Here is a 21062-nt window from a genome sequence, read left to right as displayed (position 1 = left end):
GCAGAAGCGAGGACTTGTAACGAATAGCCCGACCCTTTTCGGGTAACGCTCAAATTATTAAATTTTTAAAACCCATGGATTATACTGAAATTATTGGTTTTTTGGCTGCTATTTTAACTACGGCGGCATTTCTGCCGCAGGTTTATAAAACGTGGCGTACTAAAGATGTATCTAGTTTGTCGCTGCCTATGTTGGTGATTTTTTTTATTGGTATTTTGATGTGGTTGTGGTATGGGATTTTGAAGGATAGCCCATCGATGATTTTTGCAAATAGCATCACCGTTTTATCTTCATTTTTATTGATGTACTTTAAGATAAAGTACTCTAAAAAATAGGCTTTTCTCCGTTTATAAGTAAACCTATACTAAATTAATTTAAATTATTGTTTAATTAGTAATATGCTTTTTTTTATGAAAAAAAATTAACAAAAAAGTTGATTTGGTTATAATATTAAAATTTTTATTATAATTTTACACCGATTTTTACAAATAAAATATCATGTTTATGAAAATTGGAGTTCCTATTGAAATAAAAAATAACGAAAACAGAGTGGGTATGACACCTTCTGGGGTTTTTGAATTAACTAAGCGAAACCACGAGGTTTACGTGCAAAAAAATGCAGGATCTAATAGTGGTTTTCTAGATGAAGATTATGTTAAAGCTGGTGCAACCATTCTTGATAGCATTGAAGCGATTTATGCTACTGCTGAAATGATTGTTAAGGTTAAAGAACCGATTGAGCCAGAATATAAATTGATTAAACCAGATCAGGTGGTATTTACGTATTTTCATTTCGCTTCAAGTGAGGTGTTAACCAATGCTATGATTGATACCAAGGCAGTTTGTATTGCTTATGAAACGGTTGAGGATGAAGATGGTTCTTTACCATTATTAATACCAATGTCTGAGGTTGCTGGTAGGATGTCTATTCAACAAGGAGCTAAATATCTTGAAAAACCTATAATGGGTCGGGGTATTTTGTTGGGTGGTATTCCTGGAGTACCTCCCGCTAAAGTATTAATTCTTGGAGCAGGAGTAGTTGGTTTGCAAGCAGCACGAATGGCTTCAGGTTTGGGAGCTAGTGTATATGTTTTAGATATTAATATGAAAGCACTTAGGCATGTAAGTGAAGTGATGCCTAATAACGTAGTTAGTGAGTACTCAAGTGAATATAATATTAGAAAACATATTGCAGATTCGGATTTAATTATTGGGGGTGTGCTCTTAAAAGGGGCCAAAGCACCTAAATTAATTACAAAAGATATGTTAAAAGCTATGAGGCCAGGTACAGTAATTGTGGATGTTGCTGTAGATCAGGGTGGATGTTTTGAAACAACAAGACCCACAACTCATGAAGAGCCTACGTATATTATTGACGATGTGGTACATTATTCGGTTGCTAATATGCCAGGTGCAGTACCTTATACTTCTACTGTAGGGCTAACTAACGTTACATTACCTTATGTTATTAAATTGGCAAATGAAGGGTGGGAAGAAGCATGTAAAAATAGTGCATCTTTAGCCAAAGGATTAAACATAGTAAAAGGAGAGATCGTTTACAGAGAAATAGCTGAAGCTTTTGATGTTGAAATGAGCTTATAGCCTATATAAAAATGTAATTGGTAAACGCCTAAACCTTAAATTTTAAGGTTTAGGCGTTTTTCATTTTCTTGAAAACTGGGAATAAACTAACTGTTTCCTGACAAAATTTCACATAAAAACATTGGCGTTATTTTTGCTATATTTATAAAAGAAATTACAATTTAAAAAGAAGAAAAAATGATTGGATATTATATATTAATTGGTGCCATAGCTTTAGTAAGTTGGTTAGTAAGTAACACGTTAAAGCGTAAGTTTAAAAAGTACTCTAAGGTGCAATTACGTAATGGTATGAGTGGTGCAGAGATTGCTGAAAAAATGTTGGCAGATCACGGGATTAGAGATGTAGAAGTCATTTCAACACCGGGTCGTTTAACAGATCACTACAACCCAAAAAATAAAACGGTTAATTTAAGTGAAGCTGTCTATAACCAACGAAACGCATCAGCTGCGGCAGTGGCTGCTCATGAGTGTGGGCATGCGGTACAACACGCGCAAGCTTACGAATGGTTAAAAATGCGTTCTGCTTTGGTTCCTGTTGTTAGTGTAACTTCCGGAATGTCGCAATGGGTGGTTATTGGTGGTTTGATGTTAGGTGCTGCTGTCGGCTTAGGTTTTGGTTATTATGTAGCCGTTGCTGGTTTGGTAATGATGGGATTCGCTACTGTATTTAGTTTTGTGACTTTACCTGTGGAATACGATGCGAGTAATAGAGCTTTGGCATGGTTAAAGAATAAAAATATGGTTACCCCAGAGGAATATAAAGGTTCTGAAGATGCACTTAAATGGGCGGCAAGAACATATTTAGTAGCTGCAATTGGTGCTCTGGCTAATCTTTTATATTGGGCGCTTCAGGTATTTGGAGGCCGAGATTAGTTGGAAATACGCAAAATATGAATAAAGCTTCGATAAAATTCGGAGCTTTTTTTATATCTTGTCGTGAGAAAATAAAACACAACTAAACGATTATGGAAAACAGTTTTGAAAATAAATTAATGGTAGGTCAGTTGGCTGAAGCCGATAAAGTGGCCTTTTATAAAAAAACGTACGCGCATGTGGCAGGAGGCGTTTTGATATTCATTCTTTTTGAATATCTATTACTTCAAAGCGAAACTATTGTCAATTTTGCATTATCAATGACCCAAGGGTGGCGTTGGTTGATTATGCTAGGAGGATTTATGTTTATCACCAATTATGCTGAAGGGATGGCGCTTAAAACACCCGACAAGAATAAGCAGTATTTGGCTTACGGGCTTTACATTTTAGCCGAGGCCTTTATTTTTGTGCCTTTAATTTATATAGCTATTGCTTATACGGAAAGTTTTGATTTATTAAATCAAGCTGCAATTGTTACTTTATCCTTATTTACAGGGCTTTCGGCTATTGTTTTGGTTACAAAGAAAGATTTCTCGTTTTTGAGATCTGCTTTAACGGTTGGCTTTTTTATTGCCTTAGGATTAATTTTAGCGGGTACCCTTTTTGGGTTTAATTTAGGGTTGTGGTTTTCAGTAGGGATGTGCGTTTTGGCAGCTGGCTCTATATTATATCAAACATCAAATTTGGTGAATAAATATTCAAATGAAGATTATATTCCTGCGGCGTTAGGCTTATTTGCTTCTTTAATGCTTTTATTTTGGTACGTACTGAGCATTTTTCTTTCAAGAGATTGAAGAGCTTTAACAAAAAAATATGATGAAAGCCCTGAATGTATTCAGGGCTTTTTTCGTTTCTTTACTTCCCAATAAATTTAAAAATGAATCCCGTTACATATTATCAAGAACATGTAGAGAAATACCAAGCTGAAGTTAAACGTTTGGGAAAACGTATGGCATCTTTTAGTGTATTGCGTTTGCTAGTTTTTTTGGTGTCTGGCTTTGGCGTTTATCTATTTTTTAATGCCTTACAAATTATGATTCCCATGCTTGTTTTGGGTGTAGTCTTGTTTTTGTATTTGCTTTCAAAGTATACAGATTTAAAACATCAACGCGCATTTAATAGAGCCCTTATTCATATAAATGAAGATGAAATAGAAATTGCGAATGGTAATTTTTATGATAGAGATTCAGGGCTTCAGTTTCAAGACCCTAAGCATTTTTATAGTTTAGATATTGATTTGTTTGGAAGAGGGTCTTTTTTTCAATTCATTAATAGAACGAGCATTAAAGAGGGTACCGTTAAGTTAGCGGAGTCTTTAAAAGCTAACGATATTTTAGAAATTGCATCCAGGCAAAATGCTATTAAAGAATTAAATGAAAAGCCACAATGGCGACAATATTATTCGGCGACATCGAATTTAGTGACTGTTGAAACTCCTGCAAAGCAAATTATAAGTTGGCTTAACACTCATAAAAACTTTTTGCCTCGTGTGATGTTATGGCTGCCACTAGTATTTAGTGCCGTATCCGTTTTGATAATAGGGTTGACTTACTTTGGCGTTATTACCCGTCCAGAAATTATAGGGTATTGGCTCTTAATAGGTTTAGGGGTTTCGGGAATTTACCTTAAGAAAATAAATGTGCTGGCTTCTAATACGGATAAGGTGAGAGATACTTTTCGTCAATATGCTCAATTGTTAGACTTAATTGAAAACGAAACGTTTTTGTCTGAATTATTAGTTCAAAAACAAAAAGAAATTCAAGCAGGGGATAAAAAAGCATCCGATATTTTTAAAGCGTTCTCTAAGTATTTAGACGCCTTAGATAATCGGAATAATTTGATAGGAGCCATTTTTGGAAATGGGCTATTTCTAATTGATTTAAAAAATAGTTATCAAATTGAACAATGGATAAACCAGTACGGAAGTAAAGTGAGTGACTGGTTTGAGGTAGTTTCGTTTTTTGATGCTTATAATTCGCTAGGTACTTATGCATATAATCATCCTCATTTTGAATATCCGGAGTTGGTGGAAAAGGGAGCAACTATAAAGGCAAAAGAATTAGGACATCCATTGTTGGACAATAATAAAAGGGTTGATAGTGATTTGTGTATTGATAAAGAGCAGTTCTTTATCGTTACTGGTGCAAATATGGCTGGCAAGAGTACTTTTTTAAGAACCGTATCATTACATATTGTTATGGCTAATATGGGGTTGCCTGTATGTGCAAAATCGAGTGTTTATAAGCCTATCAAATTAATTACAAGTATGCGGACATCAGATTCGTTAACCGATGATAGTTCGTATTTCTTTTCTGAATTAACACGGTTAAAATACATTGTAGACGTTATTCAAGAGGATTCTTACTTCATTATTCTCGATGAAATTTTAAAAGGAACCAATAGTACAGATAAGGCTATTGGGTCAAGAAAATTTGTTGAGAAATTGGTGGCTTCTCACGCTACTGGAATTATAGCGACTCACGATTTGAGTTTATGTGAAGTTGAGCAGGAATTGGAAGATGTTAAAAATTACTATTTTGATGCTGAAATTATAGAAGACGAACTTCATTTTGATTATAAGTTGAAGCAAGGGATATGTCAGAATATGAACGCTTCATTTCTTTTAAAAAAGATGGATATTGTTTAGCCTTCTCGTTATGTTTGTGCATATCAATTAAGAAGTTCTTATCTTTATGAATATGCAGCATAAATCGAAATTACCACATGTAGGAACTACTATTTTTTCTGTGATGAGTGGATTGGCAAAAACCCATGATGCTATTAATTTATCGCAGGGCTTTCCGGATTTTGGCAGTGATCAAAAACTTATAGATTTGGTCAGTAAGGCTATGAATTCAGGTTATAATCAATACGCGCCCATGGCTGGTAGTTTAGAATTACGTAAAGCTATTTCTAAAAAAATGGAAGCTTTGTATAATTCAAGTTATCATCCTGAACATGAAATAACAGTTACTGCAGGGGCAACTCAAGCTATATCAACCATAATAACAACTTTTATTAATAAAAATGATGAGGTTGTCATTTTTAAACCAGCTTATGATAGTTATGAACCGGGGATAAAGTTAAATGGAGGGATACCTATTGCAGTACAACTTCAAGCTCCAGATTTTAGCATAGATTGGGAAGAGGTAAAACAAAAGGTGAATAATCAAACCAAAATGATTATTATCAATACACCGCACAATCCTTCTGGAATGGTGTTTTCAAAAGCAGACTTGCTGGAATTACATGAGATTACCAGAGGAACTGATATTATTGTATTAAGTGATGAGGTGTATGAGCATATGATTTATGATGGTAAAGAACACCAAAGTGCATGTCTGTTCCCGGATTTGAAATCTAGAAGTTTTGTTGTGGCATCATTCTGTAAAACCTTTCATAATACAGGTTGGCGTATTGGATATTGCTGTGCACCAAAGGAACTCATGAAGCTTTTTATGCAAGTGCATCAATTTAGTGTGTTTTGTGTGCATCACCCTACTCAAAAAGGAATTGCAGATTACATGCAAGAACCTAAACATTATATGGGTTTGTCAGAGTTTTATCAGAATAAAAGGGATTTGTTTTTAAGCTTAATTGAACATTCTAGATTTAGTTTTAAACCATCAAGTGGGACGTATTTTCAAGTCTTGGATTATTCTAACATAACGCAAGAGTATGATTTAGATTATGCTAAACGATTAACAGTTGAGTCAGGACTGGCTTCTATCCCTTTATCGGTGTTTAACGAGAACAATTTAGACAATAAAGTCCTTCGATTTTGTTTTGCAAAGAAAGACGAGACGTTGAAAAAAGCTGCCGAAATATTAAATAGTATTTAGTCTAATGCTTTAGTTAGTTTCTGCATAAATTCTTCAACTTTTTTTGGTTCTAGCCAACGAGTTACCACAACCACATTATGTTTTTTATCAATAATAATAAAGTTGCCTCCAAAGCCCGCTGCGTAAAATATCTTATCAGATACATGTTCCCAAAGGCGTGAACCTTTTTCGTTGAGCCACCACATATAACCATAATTGATATTAGGTTTTGATGACATTGTAGCTTTTTTTATCCAATTACTACTAATGATTGATTGATTTCTCCATTTTCCTTCATTTAAAAACAATAGACCAAACCTAGCCATATCTTCAGTTGAAATAAATATACCGCCACCAGAATGGCCACCTCCTGTTACCGATTTCATTTGAATACCGTCAATGGTTGTCCAAGCATCGTCATAACCAAACCAACGCCATGTTGTTGATGCTCCTATTTTATCCATAATGTTATTTTTTAAAACTTGGGGCAATGGCTTTCTCCAAACTTGTAACAGAGAGTAGGCTAATACATTAACGCGTACATCATTATATTCCATAAATGTACCAGGTTCTTTAAATGTTCTGTTTTTCCAGTCATCTAAATCGCCTTCTTTTGGGGGTCTATCTGCCCAATCTTTACAACCCCAAAGTTCGCCAGACCAATCTGAGTTTTGTTGTAATAAATGTTGCCAAGTAATTTTTGAATTGTGGTTACTATTAAAAGTGCCATCCCAGACATAGTCTTTAACAAGGTCGGTGTCATCTTTTATTAATCCTTGGTCTATAGCTAGACCTGCCACTGTAGATAAAAAGCTTTTCGTAACGCTAAAGGTCATATCTACACGTTTAGTATCTCCCCATTTACCAATAATAAACCCATCTTTTATTATAATGCCAGCTGGCCCTCCTCGTTTTTTAGTAGGCCCAAGAATTTCATGGAATGGTTCTTTTGCAAAGCCTTTTAAAATAGCGATTCTTAAATCCCTAGATCCTGAGTATTCATTGTCTTTAGCAAAGTTTATGGCTTCTGTTAGATATTTTGAGTTTATGTTGAAGTATGATGCTGATTTTTCTTCCCAATTGGTATGGCGTTCTGGGAAATAATCGATTTGAGCTGCCAAGAAATAGTGGATAAAAAAGACAAAAATGACACTTAAATAAGGTTTGAATTCTTTCATATAATATAAATGCAGTTAGGATATGGTTAAAATTACTTAATTATTTTAGACCTATTAATAAAATTGTAATTTTAAGACATGCAAAATCACTTAAAGGTTGTTTTAATTCAGGCCGATTTGATTTGGGAAAAACCAAAACAAAATCGATTAAATTTCACAAAAAAAATAGAGGAGATCAATGATGATGTTGATTTAGTTGTTTTACCCGAAATGTTTACAAGCGGTTTTACTATGAATGCTTCTGCTGTTGCCGAATCTATGCAAGGTGAAACGGTTTTGTGGATGAAAGATTTAGCTTCAAAAAAAGATATAGCGATTACAGGAAGTCTAGTTATTGCTGATGAAAATAGTTTTTATAATCGATTACTCTTTGTGGAGCCTTCTGGAAACATCACCTACTATAATAAACGGCATACTTTTACCTTGGTTGGAGAAGATGAAACTTATACTGCTGGAAATGAAAAGCTAATTATAAATTACAAGGGATGGAAAATCTGTCCGTTAATCTGTTATGATTTGCGATTCCCTGTTTGGGCAAGAAATACAGAAGATTATGATGTATTAATTTATGTAGCTAACTGGCCAAAACCTAGAGTGTCCGCTTGGGATACTTTATTGAAAGCTCGAGCAATTGAAAATATGTGTTATTGTATTGGGGTAAACAGAGTTGGAGTGGATGGTGTACATAGTGAATATTCGGGTCATTCTGCAGTTTATGATGTTTTAGGGAATGTGAAGACTTCCATGACCCCGAATAAGGAACAAGTTGAAACTGTGACTTTAGAAAAAAGACATGTTGAAGCTTACAGAAGCAAGCTTAAATTTTTAAATGATAAAGATTCCTTTGCTATTAATTAAATTGAAGAGTTTCTTGAATTCCCCAATCGGCTCTAATCTCAATATCTTGAAAATGACTAACACGCTCAGGTTGGATTTTTTTCAGGTAGATACCTGTGTCATATTTACCATTACTATTAGCGTCGTGTATAACTCGTATCGAATAAATCCCCGGTGATACGTTTAAAAAGTCAATATCACCATCTTGAGATACTACTTTTTCTATTTTAACTTCTCCGCTTGAAGTTGTTAACTGAATTATTACAGGGAGTTCTGCATTAATTAATGTAAATCTTACATATCCAAAATCAGAGGCTTTCCTAGTACTTAATGAATAAAAAAGTGTGTCATTTTTGTTGTCAAAAAAGTCAACAAGTGCTTCAGGAAGTATTTTTATATTATAGGAGTTTGCCTCGGTTTTTTCAAAATTAAAAGCATAAGTATTTTTAATACTGTCAAATTTAGTGGTGAAATTGACTTCTAATGAATCTTTATCCATGATAAAGACTTTAGAGTCATCAAAAGTAACTAAAGGTGTATTACCCGATATTTTAAAATTTTCTTCAATACCTATAGTGGTATTAGGTTCTGCAAAAAGCAATAAGGAGTCCCTTTCTTGTTCATTGATTCTTACCGTAAATTCTTTTTCTAAATTAGGATGTGTGACTTTGAAAACAAGAGAATCTACCTCCAGTTTTGGTTTGTACCAATACAGTAAAGAATCTGTTTCTTTGTCTTTGAAAATTCTATAATCAAAATCTTCTGGGGTTTCCGAAATAATTTTTATTGACATATCCATGAAATCTCCTTCATAACCAAAAGCTATTTTTTCTCCAGACAGCAGTTTTGGTCTGGTTGCTTTAAAGTCTGGTTCTTCAGAAAATAATCTAAGTGTGTACAACGAATCGGTTGGAACTTCAATGAAATTTTTATGAAAGGCAATTTGATCGGTTTTTTGTTGAAACGTGTTGTCGCCATTACCGTCTTTCAACGCCATTAACAAATACTTACCTGGTTTAATATTTTCAATAGAGAAAGAGGTAACACTATCTAGTGTATTGGTAATATATTTTGGAACTTCCTTATAAATAATAGAATCGGTAAAAGTTGAATCTACTTCGTATAAGGCAACATTTACAAAAGTTTCTGGCTTTGTTAAAAGTGCATCGCTGATTTGGCCGTTAACCGTAAGCGAATCAATATAGTCGCCCGTAGAGAAAACATAACGGTAATATGGATAAGGGTTTCCTTCATTATTATCAGTTATACTGTTCCCAAAATTAAAGGCATAGGTTGTATTAGGTTGTAAGGTGTCGTTAATTTTTATGGTAATGTACTTACTAGCACCTCCTAAAGGTGAAACCTCGGGTTGAGTTTTCATTGGAGGTGAAATGATGAGTTGCTTTTGTAAATCTTTAATTTTTATGTACTCATCAAAATATACCTTGATTTCGTTACCTTCAAAATTGGTTGAATAGTTTTCGGGTGAAGATGATAAAATAACAGGTGGTGTTTCATCTTTTGGGCCACCTTCTGGTCTGCCCCTATTGGCACAGTTTATAAAAAGAATGGCGATAAGAATCGCTAAAATAAAGTTTGAAAGGCTCTTACTCATTAACTATTTTAAATTTTTACAAACCTACATAATTTTAAAGATATAAACGCTTAAGTATTTAGGCTATTGCCATAGTGGCTATACTTATTTCAACGTTGTTAATTTGCTTTAATACTAGAATACAAGCTTCAAGTGTGGCTCCTGTAGTAATAATATCATCAACCAATAAGATATGTTTTGCGTCAATAGTATTCATGTTTTTTAGAGCAAATAATTCTACGGGATTTATCCATCTAGAAATACGACCTTTTTTAGTTTGCGATCTGGTATTGGTTATTTTAACTAGTAAATCATCTCTATAATCAGCTTTTAAGTTTTGAGCAATTTGCTGACCAAATTTAGCAACTTGGTTATAGCCTCTCTTTTTTAGTTTCTTTTTGTGTAAAGGAACCGGAATGACCATGTCAACATCTTCATATATTTTTAGGGTTTTTAATTCACTTCCTAACCAATTACCTAAAACAAAGCCTATATCTTCATAGCCTTTGTATTTTAGGTTATGAATAAGTTGTTGCACGTTCCCTTTTTTTTCAAATCTAAAAAGTGCCGTTCCTGTTTTAATTTGAGCACGTCCATACAGTGTTTTTTCAACACGATTGTTATTGTCAAAATGAAAGTTGGTAACTGGTAAGTCGTGTCTGCATGTTACGCAGATAGTGTCTTCATGATCTCCTAATAAATTATGACAGGCGTAACAGACTTTTGGGAAAAATAAATTGACTAATGATTTGAGCATATAATAATAAAGGGCTTCTTGTAAACTTAGTTAAAAAAAGATAAATAATTCTATCTATGTTATGAGTTTTTAAAGTGTTGTATGATTTTAGAATTAAAAAGTGCGCGTTTAGAGTGGGAAGACTTACAATCAAACATCTTATAATCTCTATTTAAAGAAAATAACAAAATGTTAATGTGATTGGATACTTAAATAAAGGTTTTTATAATAGTTTTTTTGTGAGAAAATACCTATATTCGTTCAATGCTTTAATCAATATTTTTTTGACTATGAAATATATATGTGTTCTGATTACGCTAATTTTTGTCTCATCTCCGATTTTTTCTCAAGTCACTTTTGAAGAAGGATATTTTATTGATAATTCTGGTAATAAGGTAGATTGCTTTATTAAAGATAGAGGGCTAGCGCATGCCTCTTCTAATTTAAAGTATAAAGACTCCTTAAATGGAGATGTTAAGACTACTGGAGTTAAAGATTTAAAAGAATTTGGAATATATAATGTTTTAAAATATATAAAGGCTAATGTTAAGATTGAAGAGTCCTCAAATTTAGGTACGGAAAGAAATCTCCAGTTTAAGCAAGAGAAACTTTTTTTAAAAGTGCTTGTGGAAGGGAAAGCTAATTTATACTCTTATGATGGAGCTAATGGTTTGAGGTTTTTTTTTAGTGTTAACGAAAATGAAATAGAACAACTAATTTTTAATAGTTATGAAACTCCTGAAGGTAAAATAAAGTATAATAGATTTTTTAGGAGCCAAATATGGGACAATTTAAAATGTGACGTCATTACCTTGTCTGATATAGAGCTTGTGGAATATAATAAAAAAGACCTGGTAAGTGTCTTTTTAAAGTATAGCAATTGTAAAAATTATAAACCCGTATCGTTTGAAAATAATAGTAAAAAAGACTGGCTTAATCTTAGCTTAAAACCACGATTAAGCAATAATTCATTTACAATAAAGCATAACGATGTTTTAGAGTCTTATGATTTTGGGACTAAAACTAATTTTGAATTAGGGTTAGAAGTAGAATTTATATTGCCATTTAATAAAAATAAGTGGGCTTTTATTGTTGAACTGAACTATAATTCGTTTAATTCTGAATTAGAAGAAAGCGGCAGATTTAATATTCCGACTAAAATTGATTATCAGTCTCTAGAAGTTGGTTTAGGAGTTCGTCACTATTTTTTCCTAAGTAAAAAGTCTAAACTTTTTATTAACGGTTTTTATGTGTTAGATGTGCCTTTTAATTCAAAATTCATTCAAGATTTTAGCAATACAATATTTATCAATCCTTTTATTAGAGAATTTGATATTACAAATAGCACATATTTTTCATGTGGTATTGGATATAAGTATAATAATAAATATAGCATAGAGTTTAGATTAGATACGCCTTCTACTGATCTTTTTTCAACTCCTGAATTGACTTCTAATTATAAAGGTTTTTCTTTGATTTTAGGATATACCATCTTTTAAGGATTAATAACCACTACTTCTATGGGGTGTAGGGCACTCTGGCAACATTCGGTTATTGTTAAACATCACTAGTATATTAAGGCAATAAAGTAAAAAATTAAGGCAATGATATATTTATGTAACCCAAATTAATGAATATGTTCTTCTATATAACTTTCTAACTGCTTAATCTTCTTTTTGTAGTTGTGAATTTCACCTTCCAAAGATTCTACTCTACTAATAACATCTTCTAAATCTACTCTAATTTCTTTCGGGTCGTTTAAATCTCTATTGTACATGGTGTTTTATAATTTGAAGTGAATAATTACCGTACTCAAATTTATTAGTTTTTTTTCTAACCAAAGTCCAATAGCTAGGAAACTTATCACCAATAAATTCGCATACACTTTTTAAGCTTCCAAAAACTCCTAAAACGTCTTTATTCTCTAATAAAACGTAATACTTTTTAGCCTCTTGTCTTTCTTTATATGTTCTCATAAAACAAATATACAATAATAACATGTTATAGTTGTAAATTAAGAAATAAAATTGTATATTTACTATATCTTAAAAGATAAGATTATGTGTGCTAAAACAATGAATATTAGAGATTTCGATAGTTTATTTGAGTTGCTTGATTACTTCACTACAGAAGAAAAATGTATAGACTATTTAGCTAAGGTTAAATGGAATGGTGATGTAGAATGTCCATATTGTGCAAACGACAAAGCTTATCGTTTAACTACTGGTCGTAAAAACTGGAAATGCTCTAAATGTAGAAAACAATTTAGTGTTCGTGTTGGCACTATGTTTGAAGATAGCAGAGTCCCTTTAAGAAAGTGGTTTGTTGCTATATACTTAATTGCAGCACACAAAAAAGGTATTTCTTCACATCAATTAGCAAAAGACATTAAAGTAACTCAGAAAACCGCATGGTTCATGCTTTCGAGAATTAGAACATCTTTTGAGCCAACTAAAGAGGTTTTTAAAAACGCTGTTGAAATTGATGAAACTTATATGGGTGGAAAAGAAAAAAACAAGCATATGAATAAAAGGATAAAAGGAACGCAAGGACGCAGCGCAAAAACTAAGACACCTGTATTAGGGATCTTAGAAAGAGACGGTAAGGTTTATGCTTTACCTGTTGCTGATACTAAAACAAGAACCATCATGCCGATAATAGAAAACAAGCTATCGAAAGGAGCGACAGTTTTTACTGACGAATGGAAAAGTTATCGTATATTGGCTAAGGAATACGATCACCAATTTATCAAACATTCTGCAAATCAATACGTTGACGGTGCAGTTCACACAAACAACATAGAAAATTTTTGGTCGTTATTAAAAAGAGGAATTGATGGTATTTACCATCATGTAAGCGATAAGCATTTAGCTAAATATGTAAATGAATACACATTCAGGTACAATAACAGAAAAATGACTGATGGTTCTAAATTTGATGTATGCATTGCTAATGCAACTCAAAAATTAACATATAAGAGCCTTATAAAGAATGTATAATTTTTCAATAAAGATAGACGACAAAGAACATTCTCTAAATGCTGAGAATGGAATTTCTATGAACTTAATTGCGGAGTTATTAAAGGACTTATACAAAGCGATTGACTTGAAAGATGGAGTTAAATGCACTTTAAGTAGTATAAGAGGAAATTGCTATGCATTGGATTTTTCAAGCGACCATAAAACTCATTTAGAGCGTTTTAAAGTTGTTCATAGAAATATAGAAGGGGCATCTATTCAAGATTTAAATTTTGAGCAAAGAAATTATGCAAAAACACTAAAAAAAGTAATGGACGGCAAGTTTTATGTTAATGCTTATGATGAAAACAAAAATAAAATAGCGTCTATTAATGAGATAAAAACTGGAAAAAGTATTAAGTATTACTATACTCAAAAAACAATATATGGCTACTTATCTGAACTAGGTGGTAAAACTTTAAATTCCAAAAGCAAGCATATTATTATTGATGGTTATTCATATCAAATAAAAATATCTAAAGATTTAGACTTAAAGTTAAAAGACTTTTATCGAACTCAGAAATTGGCAGTAAAAATCAGAATAAAAAGAACATTTGAAAAAGGAAGTGTGCTTGAGGCTGAAATGATTGATTTTAAGAAGGTAGGCAAGCTTACTTTGTCTGAAAATTTAAAAAATGAAGGATATATACCTTTTGAAAAAATAAACAATTTAAACTCATTAGACGGTATAATAGAGGCAATTTATGGCAATAATTGATAAAGGTATTTTAGATTGGAAAGTAATAATGCTTGATACGAGCATAATCCTCGCTCTTTTTACATCTGAAAAAGAAGGTGTTACTGATGATAGAGTATTATTTACTCGAGAATTAATTGACTATCTGAATAGCTCAAATGCAAGTGATAAAAAACCAAGAAAATTTTTGGTTTCTTCAATCGTTATATCCGAGATATTAACTAGAGAAAATGATTCTGAAAAAATAAAGAAAATTTTAAGGGTTTTGGATAGTGAAAATGTTGAGTTTGTTGATTTTGATTTAGAAACTAGCCTTTTGTTTAATAACCAATTATATCCACACCTTGGGAGTAAAACCCTTAATAAACTAGCTGAATCATATGGGTTTAAATCACACGAATTCATGATGGCTAGAGAATGGATTACTAGAGATTTTATGATTATAATGTCTGGCGCATCAAATAAAGCAGATGTTATACTAACTGCAGATTATAAAACCTTTTATCAGTTAGCGAATAAGTCAGATGTGTTTTGTGCTTTAACATATAGGCATTTATTTGAAAAACCTTATAAGTCGGCAACTAATTATTATCACGATAAAGCAAAATCTCAATATTTAATTGAAGAAGCTAAAGAAGTGATTTTAAAAGAAGGAACACCAAGTAAAAAAGTAAATTTAAAAGCCATTTCCTTACCAAATGAGCAAGAAGAAGAATAAAGACCCTCTAAGACCAAAAGAGGACGTTAAAATAAAACCAGAGGATAAAGACCAAGGTTTTTTGGAAACCTTAAAAAAGACTATTAAATCTCCTAAGAAAAAAGACTAAGCTACTGATTTGATTGCTTTAGTTTATCCGCACTCCTTTTTTTGGGTTACATAAATATATCATTGCCAAAATTAATTTTCATCAAATACCCGCTAGTTTTATACGGTTTTTTATTTTTGCACCTATGGCAAATCAAGATGATAAATTTAAGAAAGTAATATCACATGCAAAGGAGTACGGTTATGTATTTCAAAGTAGTGAAATATATGATGGTTTAAGCGCGGTTTATGATTACGCGCAAAATGGAGCTGAACTAAAGAAAAACATTCGAGACTATTGGTGGAAAGCCATGGTGCAAATGAATGAAAACATAGTAGGAATTGACGCTGCTATCTTTATGCATCCAACTACCTGGAAAGCTTCAGGGCATGTTGATGCTTTTAATGATCCTTTAATTGATAATAAGGACTCAAAAAAAAGGTACAGAGCAGATGTTTTAATTGAAGATTACTGTGCTAAAATTGAAGCTAAGATTGAAAAGGAAGTTAAAAAAGCCGCAAAACGTTTTGGAGAAGCTTTTAATAAAGAAGAGTTTGTTTCTACTAATGGTAGGGTTTTAGGTTATCAAGATAAGATTAATACTATTCTGGCAAGAATGGGGAAATCTTTGGAGAATGAAGATTTAGCCGATGTAAAAGCTCTCATTGAAGAACTAGGAATTGCGGACCCTTTAACCGGGAGTAAAAACTGGACCGATGTTAAGCAGTTTAACTTAATGTTTGGTACTAAATTGGGAGCTTCTGCCGAGAGTGCAATGGACTTATATTTGCGACCTGAAACAGCTCAAGGTATTTTTGTTAATTTTTTAAACGTTCAGAAAACTGGGCGTATGAAAATCCCTTTTGGAATTGCTCAAACTGGTAAAGCGTTTAGAAATGAGATTGTGGCAAGACAATTCATTTTTAGAATGCGCGAGTTTGAACAGATGGAAATGCAGTTCTTTATTAAACCAGGAAGTCAAAAAAAATGGTATGAGCATTGGAAAGAAACCAGAATGAAATGGCATTTATCTTTGGGTATGGGGGCCGATAATTACCGTTTTCATGACCATGATAAATTAGCGCATTATGCTGATGCAGCTGCCGATATTGAATTTAAATTTCCATTTGGGTTTAAGGAATTAGAAGGAATTCACTCAAGAACAGATTTTGATTTAAAAGCGCATGAAGAATATTCGGGAAAAAAATTACAATATTTTGATCATGAAGAGAATAAAAGTTACGTGCCTTACGTATTAGAAACTTCTATAGGTCTAGATCGTATGTTTTTAGCCGTGTTCTCAAATGCTTTGCAAGAAGAGGAACTGGAGAATGGTACGACGAGAACCGTTTTAAAATTACCAAGTGTACTAGCTCCGGTAAAAGCAGCTATTTTGCCTTTAGTGAAAAAGGATGGATTGCCTGAAATCGCTAAACAAATAATTGAGGAATTAAAATGGGACTTCAATGTAATTTATGATGAAAAAGATGCTGTTGGAAGACGTTACAGAAGGCAAGATGCTAACGGGACACCATTTTGTATTACAGTAGATCATGATACCAAGGAAGATAACACGGTTACCATTAGGCATAGAGATTCTATGGAGCAGGAGCGTGTTAAAATAGATGATTTAAGACAAATTATAAAAGAAGACGTAGATGTACGTTCTTGGCTAATGAAAATGAAATAAATTTTAGAAATTCAAAATTTTTAAAACTCAAGCTTTCGAGCTTGAGTTTTTTTATACTTTAATTTGCCGATCAATTTGCTGATCGAGGGAAATAAGAGATTCTGTTCTTAAGACACCATCAATAGACTGGATATTTTTATTTAGCAAATGCATTAAGTGTTCATTATCTATGGCTAATAACTTTACGAAGAGATTATAGTTTCCTGTTGTATAATGACATTCCAAGACTTCAGGATACCGCTTTAAAGCTCTTATAACATCATCTGTAATTGCGGCTTTATCTAAATAGATGCCAACAAAAGCTGTAGTTGAGTAGCCTAGTACTTTTGCATTTAAAACAAATTTTGAACCACTGAGCAACTTAGATTTTTCTAATTTACGCAGGCGTTGATGAATCGCAGCTCCAGAAATTCCAACGTGTCTTGCGATTTCTAAAATGGGGGTTCTGGCATCTTCTGTTAATACGCGAAGTATTTTTTTGTCAATTCCATCGATAGTTACCACCTTGTTTTTCTTCATGTGAGTTATAAATTTGTATGTAAAAATAACAATTTGATTTTAAATTGAAAGTGTTTTTTGCGTTAGGGATTGTAGTGGAAATCCTTTTTGTGTTTTTCGAAACAAAAAGATTGTAGGGAAAAGCCCGACCCTTGTGGTAACGCCCTGCTAATTATTAAGCGGATTATAACCTAAATAAGGTGTTTCTTTTTCGTTAAAACTAATATTATGGTTTTGGAGTTTTTTTAATATGGGGTTATAAACTTCGGGAGTAATAGGTATTTGAACACCCGGAGTAGTTATTTCTTTATTCAGAATGGCAAGGGCAGCCATTGCCACTGGAAGCCCTACGGTTTTAGCCATGGCTGTGTACGTTTGGTTTTCGCCAATAACTACCATGTTGGAATCTATTTGGTATTTTTCGCCATGGAGTTCGTAGCCAAATTTATGATACATAACAATCATATCTTTATCGTCTTTGGAAAGTGTCCAACTATCCATTAATATTTTTTGTAAGATTTGAGCTGGGGTAGCTTTCTTTAATTCGACGTATTTCTTGTCATTAAAAATATCTAGTTCAACAAGTTTGCTCCAAACAATATCGTCCTGATCTATTTTAAGTTGATGTCTTAATTTGAGCTCTACCGAGTCTGAGTGGCTGTAGGGTAAAAATGCATTAATAAAATCGCGATAGCTCATATTTTCACTATCGTCAATAATATAGCTATCATCTGTCATTCCTAGTGAGACGAAAATATTCCAAGCTCTACTAAAACCAACTCTGCGAATGGTGCCTCTATATAATGTTTTAACCTGTTCTAGCCCATAAATGTTTTGGTATTTTAAGGAATCTCGGTTAGCGTATACCTCAAATCTGCCATAATTATCAATTTCCAAAAATTCAGTTCGTCTAAACAACCTATTGTATGGAATGTATTTATACGTGCCTTCTTGTAAAAATTTGGCAGTACCTCCTTGACCTGCGGTTACCACATTTCTTGGATTCCATGTGAATTTGTAATTCCAGAGGTTATTATCGCTTTCTGGGGCTATAAGTCCGCCGGTAAAGGACTCAAATAAAATTATATTGCCTCCTCTTTCTCGAATAGAATCAAGCACTTTCATGGCACTCATATGGTCTATACCTGGATCAACACCAATTTCATTCATAAGTATGATGTTATTGGCTTTAGCGTCAGCATCAAGAGCTTGCATTTTGGGACTTATATAAGAAGCTGTAACCATGTGCTTTTTGAGTGCTATACAATCTTTTGCAACTTCAATGTGAAACCTTGCAGGTAGCATGGATATAATAATATCTGCATGCTTTATAGCTTTGGATCTAGAATCAGAATCGAAGACATCTAATTTTAGTACGGTTGCATTTTCATGATTAGCAATAATCTTTTTTGCATTTTGAGTATTTATATCCCCAACGGTTATAAATATATTCTCAGAACCCGATTTGTCCAGTAAATACCTTAGAAGGTATGATGTGGATTTTCCAGAACCTATGATTAAAATTTTTCGCATATTCGGATGAGTTGAGTAGCTTTGTTAACAGATTTAATCGTTTTTCGTTTTACGAAATTAATAAATATCTAGAGTGTTTTTTGAGAATAATTTAAAAATATGAATAAAATTATTTTGGTTTCGGGTGCCGTTTTTGGTGTACTTAGTATTGTTTTAGGAGCATTTGGAGCTCATGCGCTAAAGGCTTTAGTTGGAGTAGAGGCTTTACAGACTTTTGAAGTAGGTGTGCGTTATCAAATGTATCATGCGTTATTGCTGCTATTTGTTGGCAATACAGATTTTATTAGAGAAAAAACGAAAAAAGTAATATTCTATTTAGTAGTTATAGGTGTATTCTTTTTTTCTTTTTCTATCTATGGGTTAGCTACCAATGTATTGACCAGTTTTAATTTCAAAATTATAGGATTTGTTACTCCAATTGGTGGATTATTACTTATAGCAGCTTGGGTTTTTATGATTGTGAATTTCTTAAAAATACCTTCTGAAAAGCATTAATATTTATGTATTACTTAAAATAATTGTTTTAATTTTGTCGAATAAATAATTTTATAGTGATTTATGAGAAATTATAATCAAATTACGAAAACGATTTCGTTGGAGCAATATGGAATTACAAATGCCCAGGTTAACTATCAATTATCTCCAGAGATGTTGCATAAAATAGCAATTGAAAAAGGTCTAGGTGTTGAAGCATCTTCTGGCGCTTTGGCTGTTAATACGGGAGAATTTACTGGACGTTCCCCTAAAGATAGGTTTATTGTAAAAGATGATATAACAAAAGATCGTATTTGGTGGGGAGATATTAATATTCCTTTTGACTCAAATCAGTTTGATGCACTTTATGATAAAGTAACAGAGTATTTATCAGAAAAAGAGGTTTTTGTACGCGATAGTTATGCTTGTGCTGATACAAGTTATAAGCTTAATATTCGCGTGATTAATGAGTTTCCTTGGAGCAACCAGTTTGCTTTTAATATGTTTTTGCGACCAACGGAAGAAGAATTGGAAGGTTTTGATACCGAGTGGTTAGTTGTTAATGCTCCAGGGTTTATGGCTAATCCTGCTGAAGATGGTACGCGTCAGCATAATTTTGCCATTTTAAATTTCACCAAGAAAATTGCCCTTATAGGAGGGACAGGCTATACAGGTGAAATTAAAAAAGGAATCTTTTCAGCTTTGAATTTTATTCTTCCAGTGTTTAAAAACACATTACCCATGCATTGTAGTGCTAATGTTGGTAAGCATGAAGATACTGCGATTTTCTTTGGGCTTTCTGGAACAGGAAAAACAACCTTATCTACAGACCCAAATAGAAGTTTAATTGGTGATGATGAGCATGGCTGGACCAATGAAAATTCGGTTTTTAATTTTGAAGGTGGCTGTTACGCAAAGGTAATTAACCTATCTAGAGAGAATGAACCTGAAATATATGATGCTATAAAAAAAGGAGCCATACTAGAAAATGTGGTTTTAGATACGAATGGACAGGTTGATTTCAAAAATACATCAATTACCCAAAATACAAGAGTAAGTTACCCAATTAATCATATTGAAAATATTAGGGTGCCTTCCATTGGAAAAAATCCAAAAAATATATTCTTTTTAACAGCTGATGCATTTGGGGTTATTCCTCCAATTTCAAAACTAACGCCAAGTCAAGCAGCTTATCACTTTATTTCTGGTTATACGGCTAAAGTTGCTGGTACTGAGGCTGGTGTTGTTGAACCTGTTCCCAGTTTTTCAGCATGTTTTGGAGCTCCATTTATGCCATTACATCCTTCAAAATATGCAGAAATGTTAAGTAATAAAATGATTAAGGCTGGGGTGAATGTTTGGTTAATAAATACGGGTTGGACAGGTGGACCTTACGGAGTTGGTACCAGAATGAAATTAAAGTATACTAGAGCAATGATTGACGCGGTTTTGAATGGCGATTTGGGTTTATATAACTACGATGATTATCATATTCACTCTGTATTTGGAGTGGCTCAACCTAGATCATGCCCTGGTGTTCCTACTAGTGTGCTAAGTCCTAGAGCAACTTGGAATGATGATGAAGCTTATTATACCACTGCGTTTAAGTTAACCAATGCTTTTAGAGAAAACTTTAAAAAGTTTGAGGCACATTGTAATGAAGAAATAAGGCGAGGTGGACCACAACGTTATGCATTTTAAAAAAG

At 33.0% G+C, this 21062-nt stretch carries 22 protein-coding genes; 15 read left to right on the top strand and 7 right to left on the bottom strand.

Annotated features, from left to right (window positions below):
• The first annotated feature begins 74 nt into the window (after positions 1 to 74).
• From Q0857_RS01575 to Q0857_RS01550, 6 genes are all read left to right on the top strand, one after another.
• Positions 75 to 335 (top strand): SemiSWEET family sugar transporter, encoded by a 261-nt coding sequence (locus Q0857_RS01575; RefSeq protein WP_298531147.1) that lies wholly within the window; start codon positions 75 to 77, stop codon positions 333 to 335.
• Positions 336 to 504: 169 nt separating this feature from the next.
• On the top strand, positions 505 to 1602 hold the full coding sequence (gene ald / locus Q0857_RS01570) for an alanine dehydrogenase (RefSeq protein ID WP_298531143.1): 1098 nt from the start codon (positions 505 to 507) through the stop codon (positions 1600 to 1602).
• Positions 1603 to 1779: 177 nt separating this feature from the next.
• Positions 1780 to 2475, top strand: a complete 696-nt coding sequence (locus Q0857_RS01565; RefSeq protein ID WP_298531140.1) for a zinc metallopeptidase — start codon at positions 1780 to 1782, stop codon at positions 2473 to 2475.
• A 92-nt stretch (positions 2476 to 2567) separates the two neighbouring features.
• Positions 2568 to 3269 (top strand): Bax inhibitor-1 family protein, encoded by a 702-nt coding sequence (locus tag Q0857_RS01560; RefSeq protein WP_298531138.1) that lies wholly within the window; start codon positions 2568 to 2570, stop codon positions 3267 to 3269.
• An 83-nt stretch (positions 3270 to 3352) separates the two neighbouring features.
• Complete coding sequence (locus Q0857_RS01555; RefSeq protein ID WP_298531135.1) at positions 3353 to 5122, top strand: DNA mismatch repair protein MutS; 1770 nt, start codon at positions 3353 to 3355, stop codon at positions 5120 to 5122.
• A gap of 52 nt (positions 5123 to 5174) precedes the next feature.
• Positions 5175 to 6317, top strand: coding sequence for a methionine aminotransferase (locus Q0857_RS01550; protein ID WP_298531132.1), 1143 nt, complete (start codon positions 5175 to 5177; stop codon positions 6315 to 6317).
• On the opposite strand, the gene Q0857_RS01545 is transcribed toward Q0857_RS01550, so the two are convergent.
• On the bottom strand, positions 6314 to 7474 hold the full coding sequence (locus tag Q0857_RS01545) for a serine hydrolase (protein WP_298531130.1): 1161 nt from the start codon (positions 7472 to 7474) through the stop codon (positions 6314 to 6316). The two genes, Q0857_RS01550 and Q0857_RS01545, sit on opposite strands and share 4 nt — an antisense overlap.
• Positions 7475 to 7552: 78 nt before the next feature.
• On the opposite strand from Q0857_RS01545, the gene Q0857_RS01540 reads away from it, so the two are divergent.
• Positions 7553 to 8332, top strand: coding sequence for an amidohydrolase (locus Q0857_RS01540; RefSeq protein WP_298531125.1), 780 nt, complete (start codon positions 7553 to 7555; stop codon positions 8330 to 8332).
• Here the strand turns inward: Q0857_RS01540 and Q0857_RS01535 are convergent.
• Both Q0857_RS01535 and Q0857_RS01530 read right to left on the bottom strand, forming a co-directional pair.
• Entirely contained in the window at positions 8325 to 9926 is a 1602-nt protein-coding gene (locus tag Q0857_RS01535) for an Ig-like domain-containing protein (protein ID WP_298531122.1), read from the bottom strand. The two genes, Q0857_RS01540 and Q0857_RS01535, sit on opposite strands and share 8 nt — an antisense overlap.
• A 58-nt stretch (positions 9927 to 9984) precedes the next feature.
• Positions 9985 to 10662: a ComF family protein gene (locus Q0857_RS01530; RefSeq protein WP_298531120.1), complete on the bottom strand. Its 678-nt coding sequence runs from the start codon at positions 10660 to 10662 to the stop codon at positions 9985 to 9987.
• A gap of 269 nt (positions 10663 to 10931) precedes the next feature.
• Here Q0857_RS01530 and Q0857_RS01525 point away from each other — a divergent pair, with 269 nt between their 5' ends.
• Positions 10932 to 12140 carry a hypothetical protein gene (locus tag Q0857_RS01525; RefSeq protein ID WP_298531117.1) on the top strand — a complete coding sequence of 403 codons (1209 nt, stop codon included), beginning with the start codon at positions 10932 to 10934 and terminating at the stop codon, positions 12138 to 12140.
• Positions 12141 to 12268: 128 nt separating this feature from the next.
• On the opposite strand, the gene Q0857_RS01520 is transcribed toward Q0857_RS01525, so the two are convergent.
• Both Q0857_RS01520 and Q0857_RS01515 read right to left on the bottom strand, forming a co-directional pair.
• Positions 12269 to 12418 (bottom strand): hypothetical protein, encoded by a 150-nt coding sequence (locus tag Q0857_RS01520; protein WP_298531114.1) that lies wholly within the window; start codon positions 12416 to 12418, stop codon positions 12269 to 12271.
• Positions 12408 to 12617: a hypothetical protein gene (locus tag Q0857_RS01515; RefSeq protein WP_298531111.1), complete on the bottom strand. Its 210-nt coding sequence runs from the start codon at positions 12615 to 12617 to the stop codon at positions 12408 to 12410. The genes Q0857_RS01520 and Q0857_RS01515 overlap by 11 nt, the downstream gene beginning before the upstream one ends.
• A gap of 99 nt (positions 12618 to 12716) precedes the next feature.
• On the opposite strand from Q0857_RS01515, the gene Q0857_RS01510 reads away from it, so the two are divergent.
• The 5 genes from Q0857_RS01510 to Q0857_RS01490 all read left to right on the top strand — a co-directional run bounded on the left by Q0857_RS01510 (position 12717) and on the right by Q0857_RS01490 (position 16851).
• On the top strand, positions 12717 to 13640 hold the full coding sequence (locus tag Q0857_RS01510; protein ID WP_298531110.1) for an IS1595 family transposase: 924 nt from the start codon (positions 12717 to 12719) through the stop codon (positions 13638 to 13640).
• Positions 13633 to 14376, top strand: a complete 744-nt coding sequence (locus Q0857_RS01505; protein ID WP_298531108.1) for a hypothetical protein — start codon at positions 13633 to 13635, stop codon at positions 14374 to 14376. Before Q0857_RS01510 ends, Q0857_RS01505 begins: the two co-directional genes overlap by 8 nt.
• Positions 14363 to 15073 carry a hypothetical protein gene (locus Q0857_RS01500; RefSeq protein WP_298531105.1) on the top strand — a complete coding sequence of 237 codons (711 nt, stop codon included), beginning with the start codon at positions 14363 to 14365 and terminating at the stop codon, positions 15071 to 15073. The genes Q0857_RS01505 and Q0857_RS01500 overlap by 14 nt, the downstream gene beginning before the upstream one ends.
• Positions 15054 to 15182: a hypothetical protein gene (locus Q0857_RS01495; protein WP_298531103.1), complete on the top strand. Its 129-nt coding sequence runs from the start codon at positions 15054 to 15056 to the stop codon at positions 15180 to 15182. The genes Q0857_RS01500 and Q0857_RS01495 overlap by 20 nt, the downstream gene beginning before the upstream one ends.
• A gap of 124 nt (positions 15183 to 15306) precedes the next feature.
• A complete protein-coding gene (locus tag Q0857_RS01490) occupies positions 15307 to 16851 on the top strand; it encodes a glycine--tRNA ligase (RefSeq protein WP_298531100.1) in 1545 nt (514 codons plus the stop codon).
• Positions 16852 to 16902: 51 nt separating this feature from the next.
• On the opposite strand, the gene Q0857_RS01485 is transcribed toward Q0857_RS01490, so the two are convergent.
• A complete protein-coding gene (locus Q0857_RS01485) occupies positions 16903 to 17370 on the bottom strand; it encodes an Lrp/AsnC ligand binding domain-containing protein (RefSeq protein ID WP_298531096.1) in 468 nt (155 codons plus the stop codon).
• Positions 17371 to 17517: 147 nt separating this feature from the next.
• Positions 17518 to 18882, bottom strand: a complete 1365-nt coding sequence (locus Q0857_RS01480) for a saccharopine dehydrogenase C-terminal domain-containing protein (RefSeq protein ID WP_298531093.1) — start codon at positions 18880 to 18882, stop codon at positions 17518 to 17520.
• Between the two features lie 99 nt (positions 18883 to 18981).
• Here Q0857_RS01480 and Q0857_RS01475 point away from each other — a divergent pair, with 99 nt between their 5' ends.
• Entirely contained in the window at positions 18982 to 19377 is a 396-nt protein-coding gene (locus Q0857_RS01475; RefSeq protein WP_298531091.1) for a DUF423 domain-containing protein, read from the top strand.
• 63 nt (positions 19378 to 19440) lie between these two features.
• On the top strand, positions 19441 to 21057 hold the full coding sequence (gene pckA / locus Q0857_RS01470) for a phosphoenolpyruvate carboxykinase (ATP) (protein ID WP_298531088.1): 1617 nt from the start codon (positions 19441 to 19443) through the stop codon (positions 21055 to 21057).
• Positions 21058 to 21062 lie beyond the last annotated feature (5 nt).

Source organism: uncultured Algibacter sp. (assembly GCF_947495925.1).
Taxonomy (GTDB): Bacteria; Bacteroidota; Bacteroidia; order Flavobacteriales; family Flavobacteriaceae; genus Algibacter_E.
Note: the sequence above shows the minus strand (reverse complement) of the source record. Positions and strands in the feature narration are given on the sequence as shown.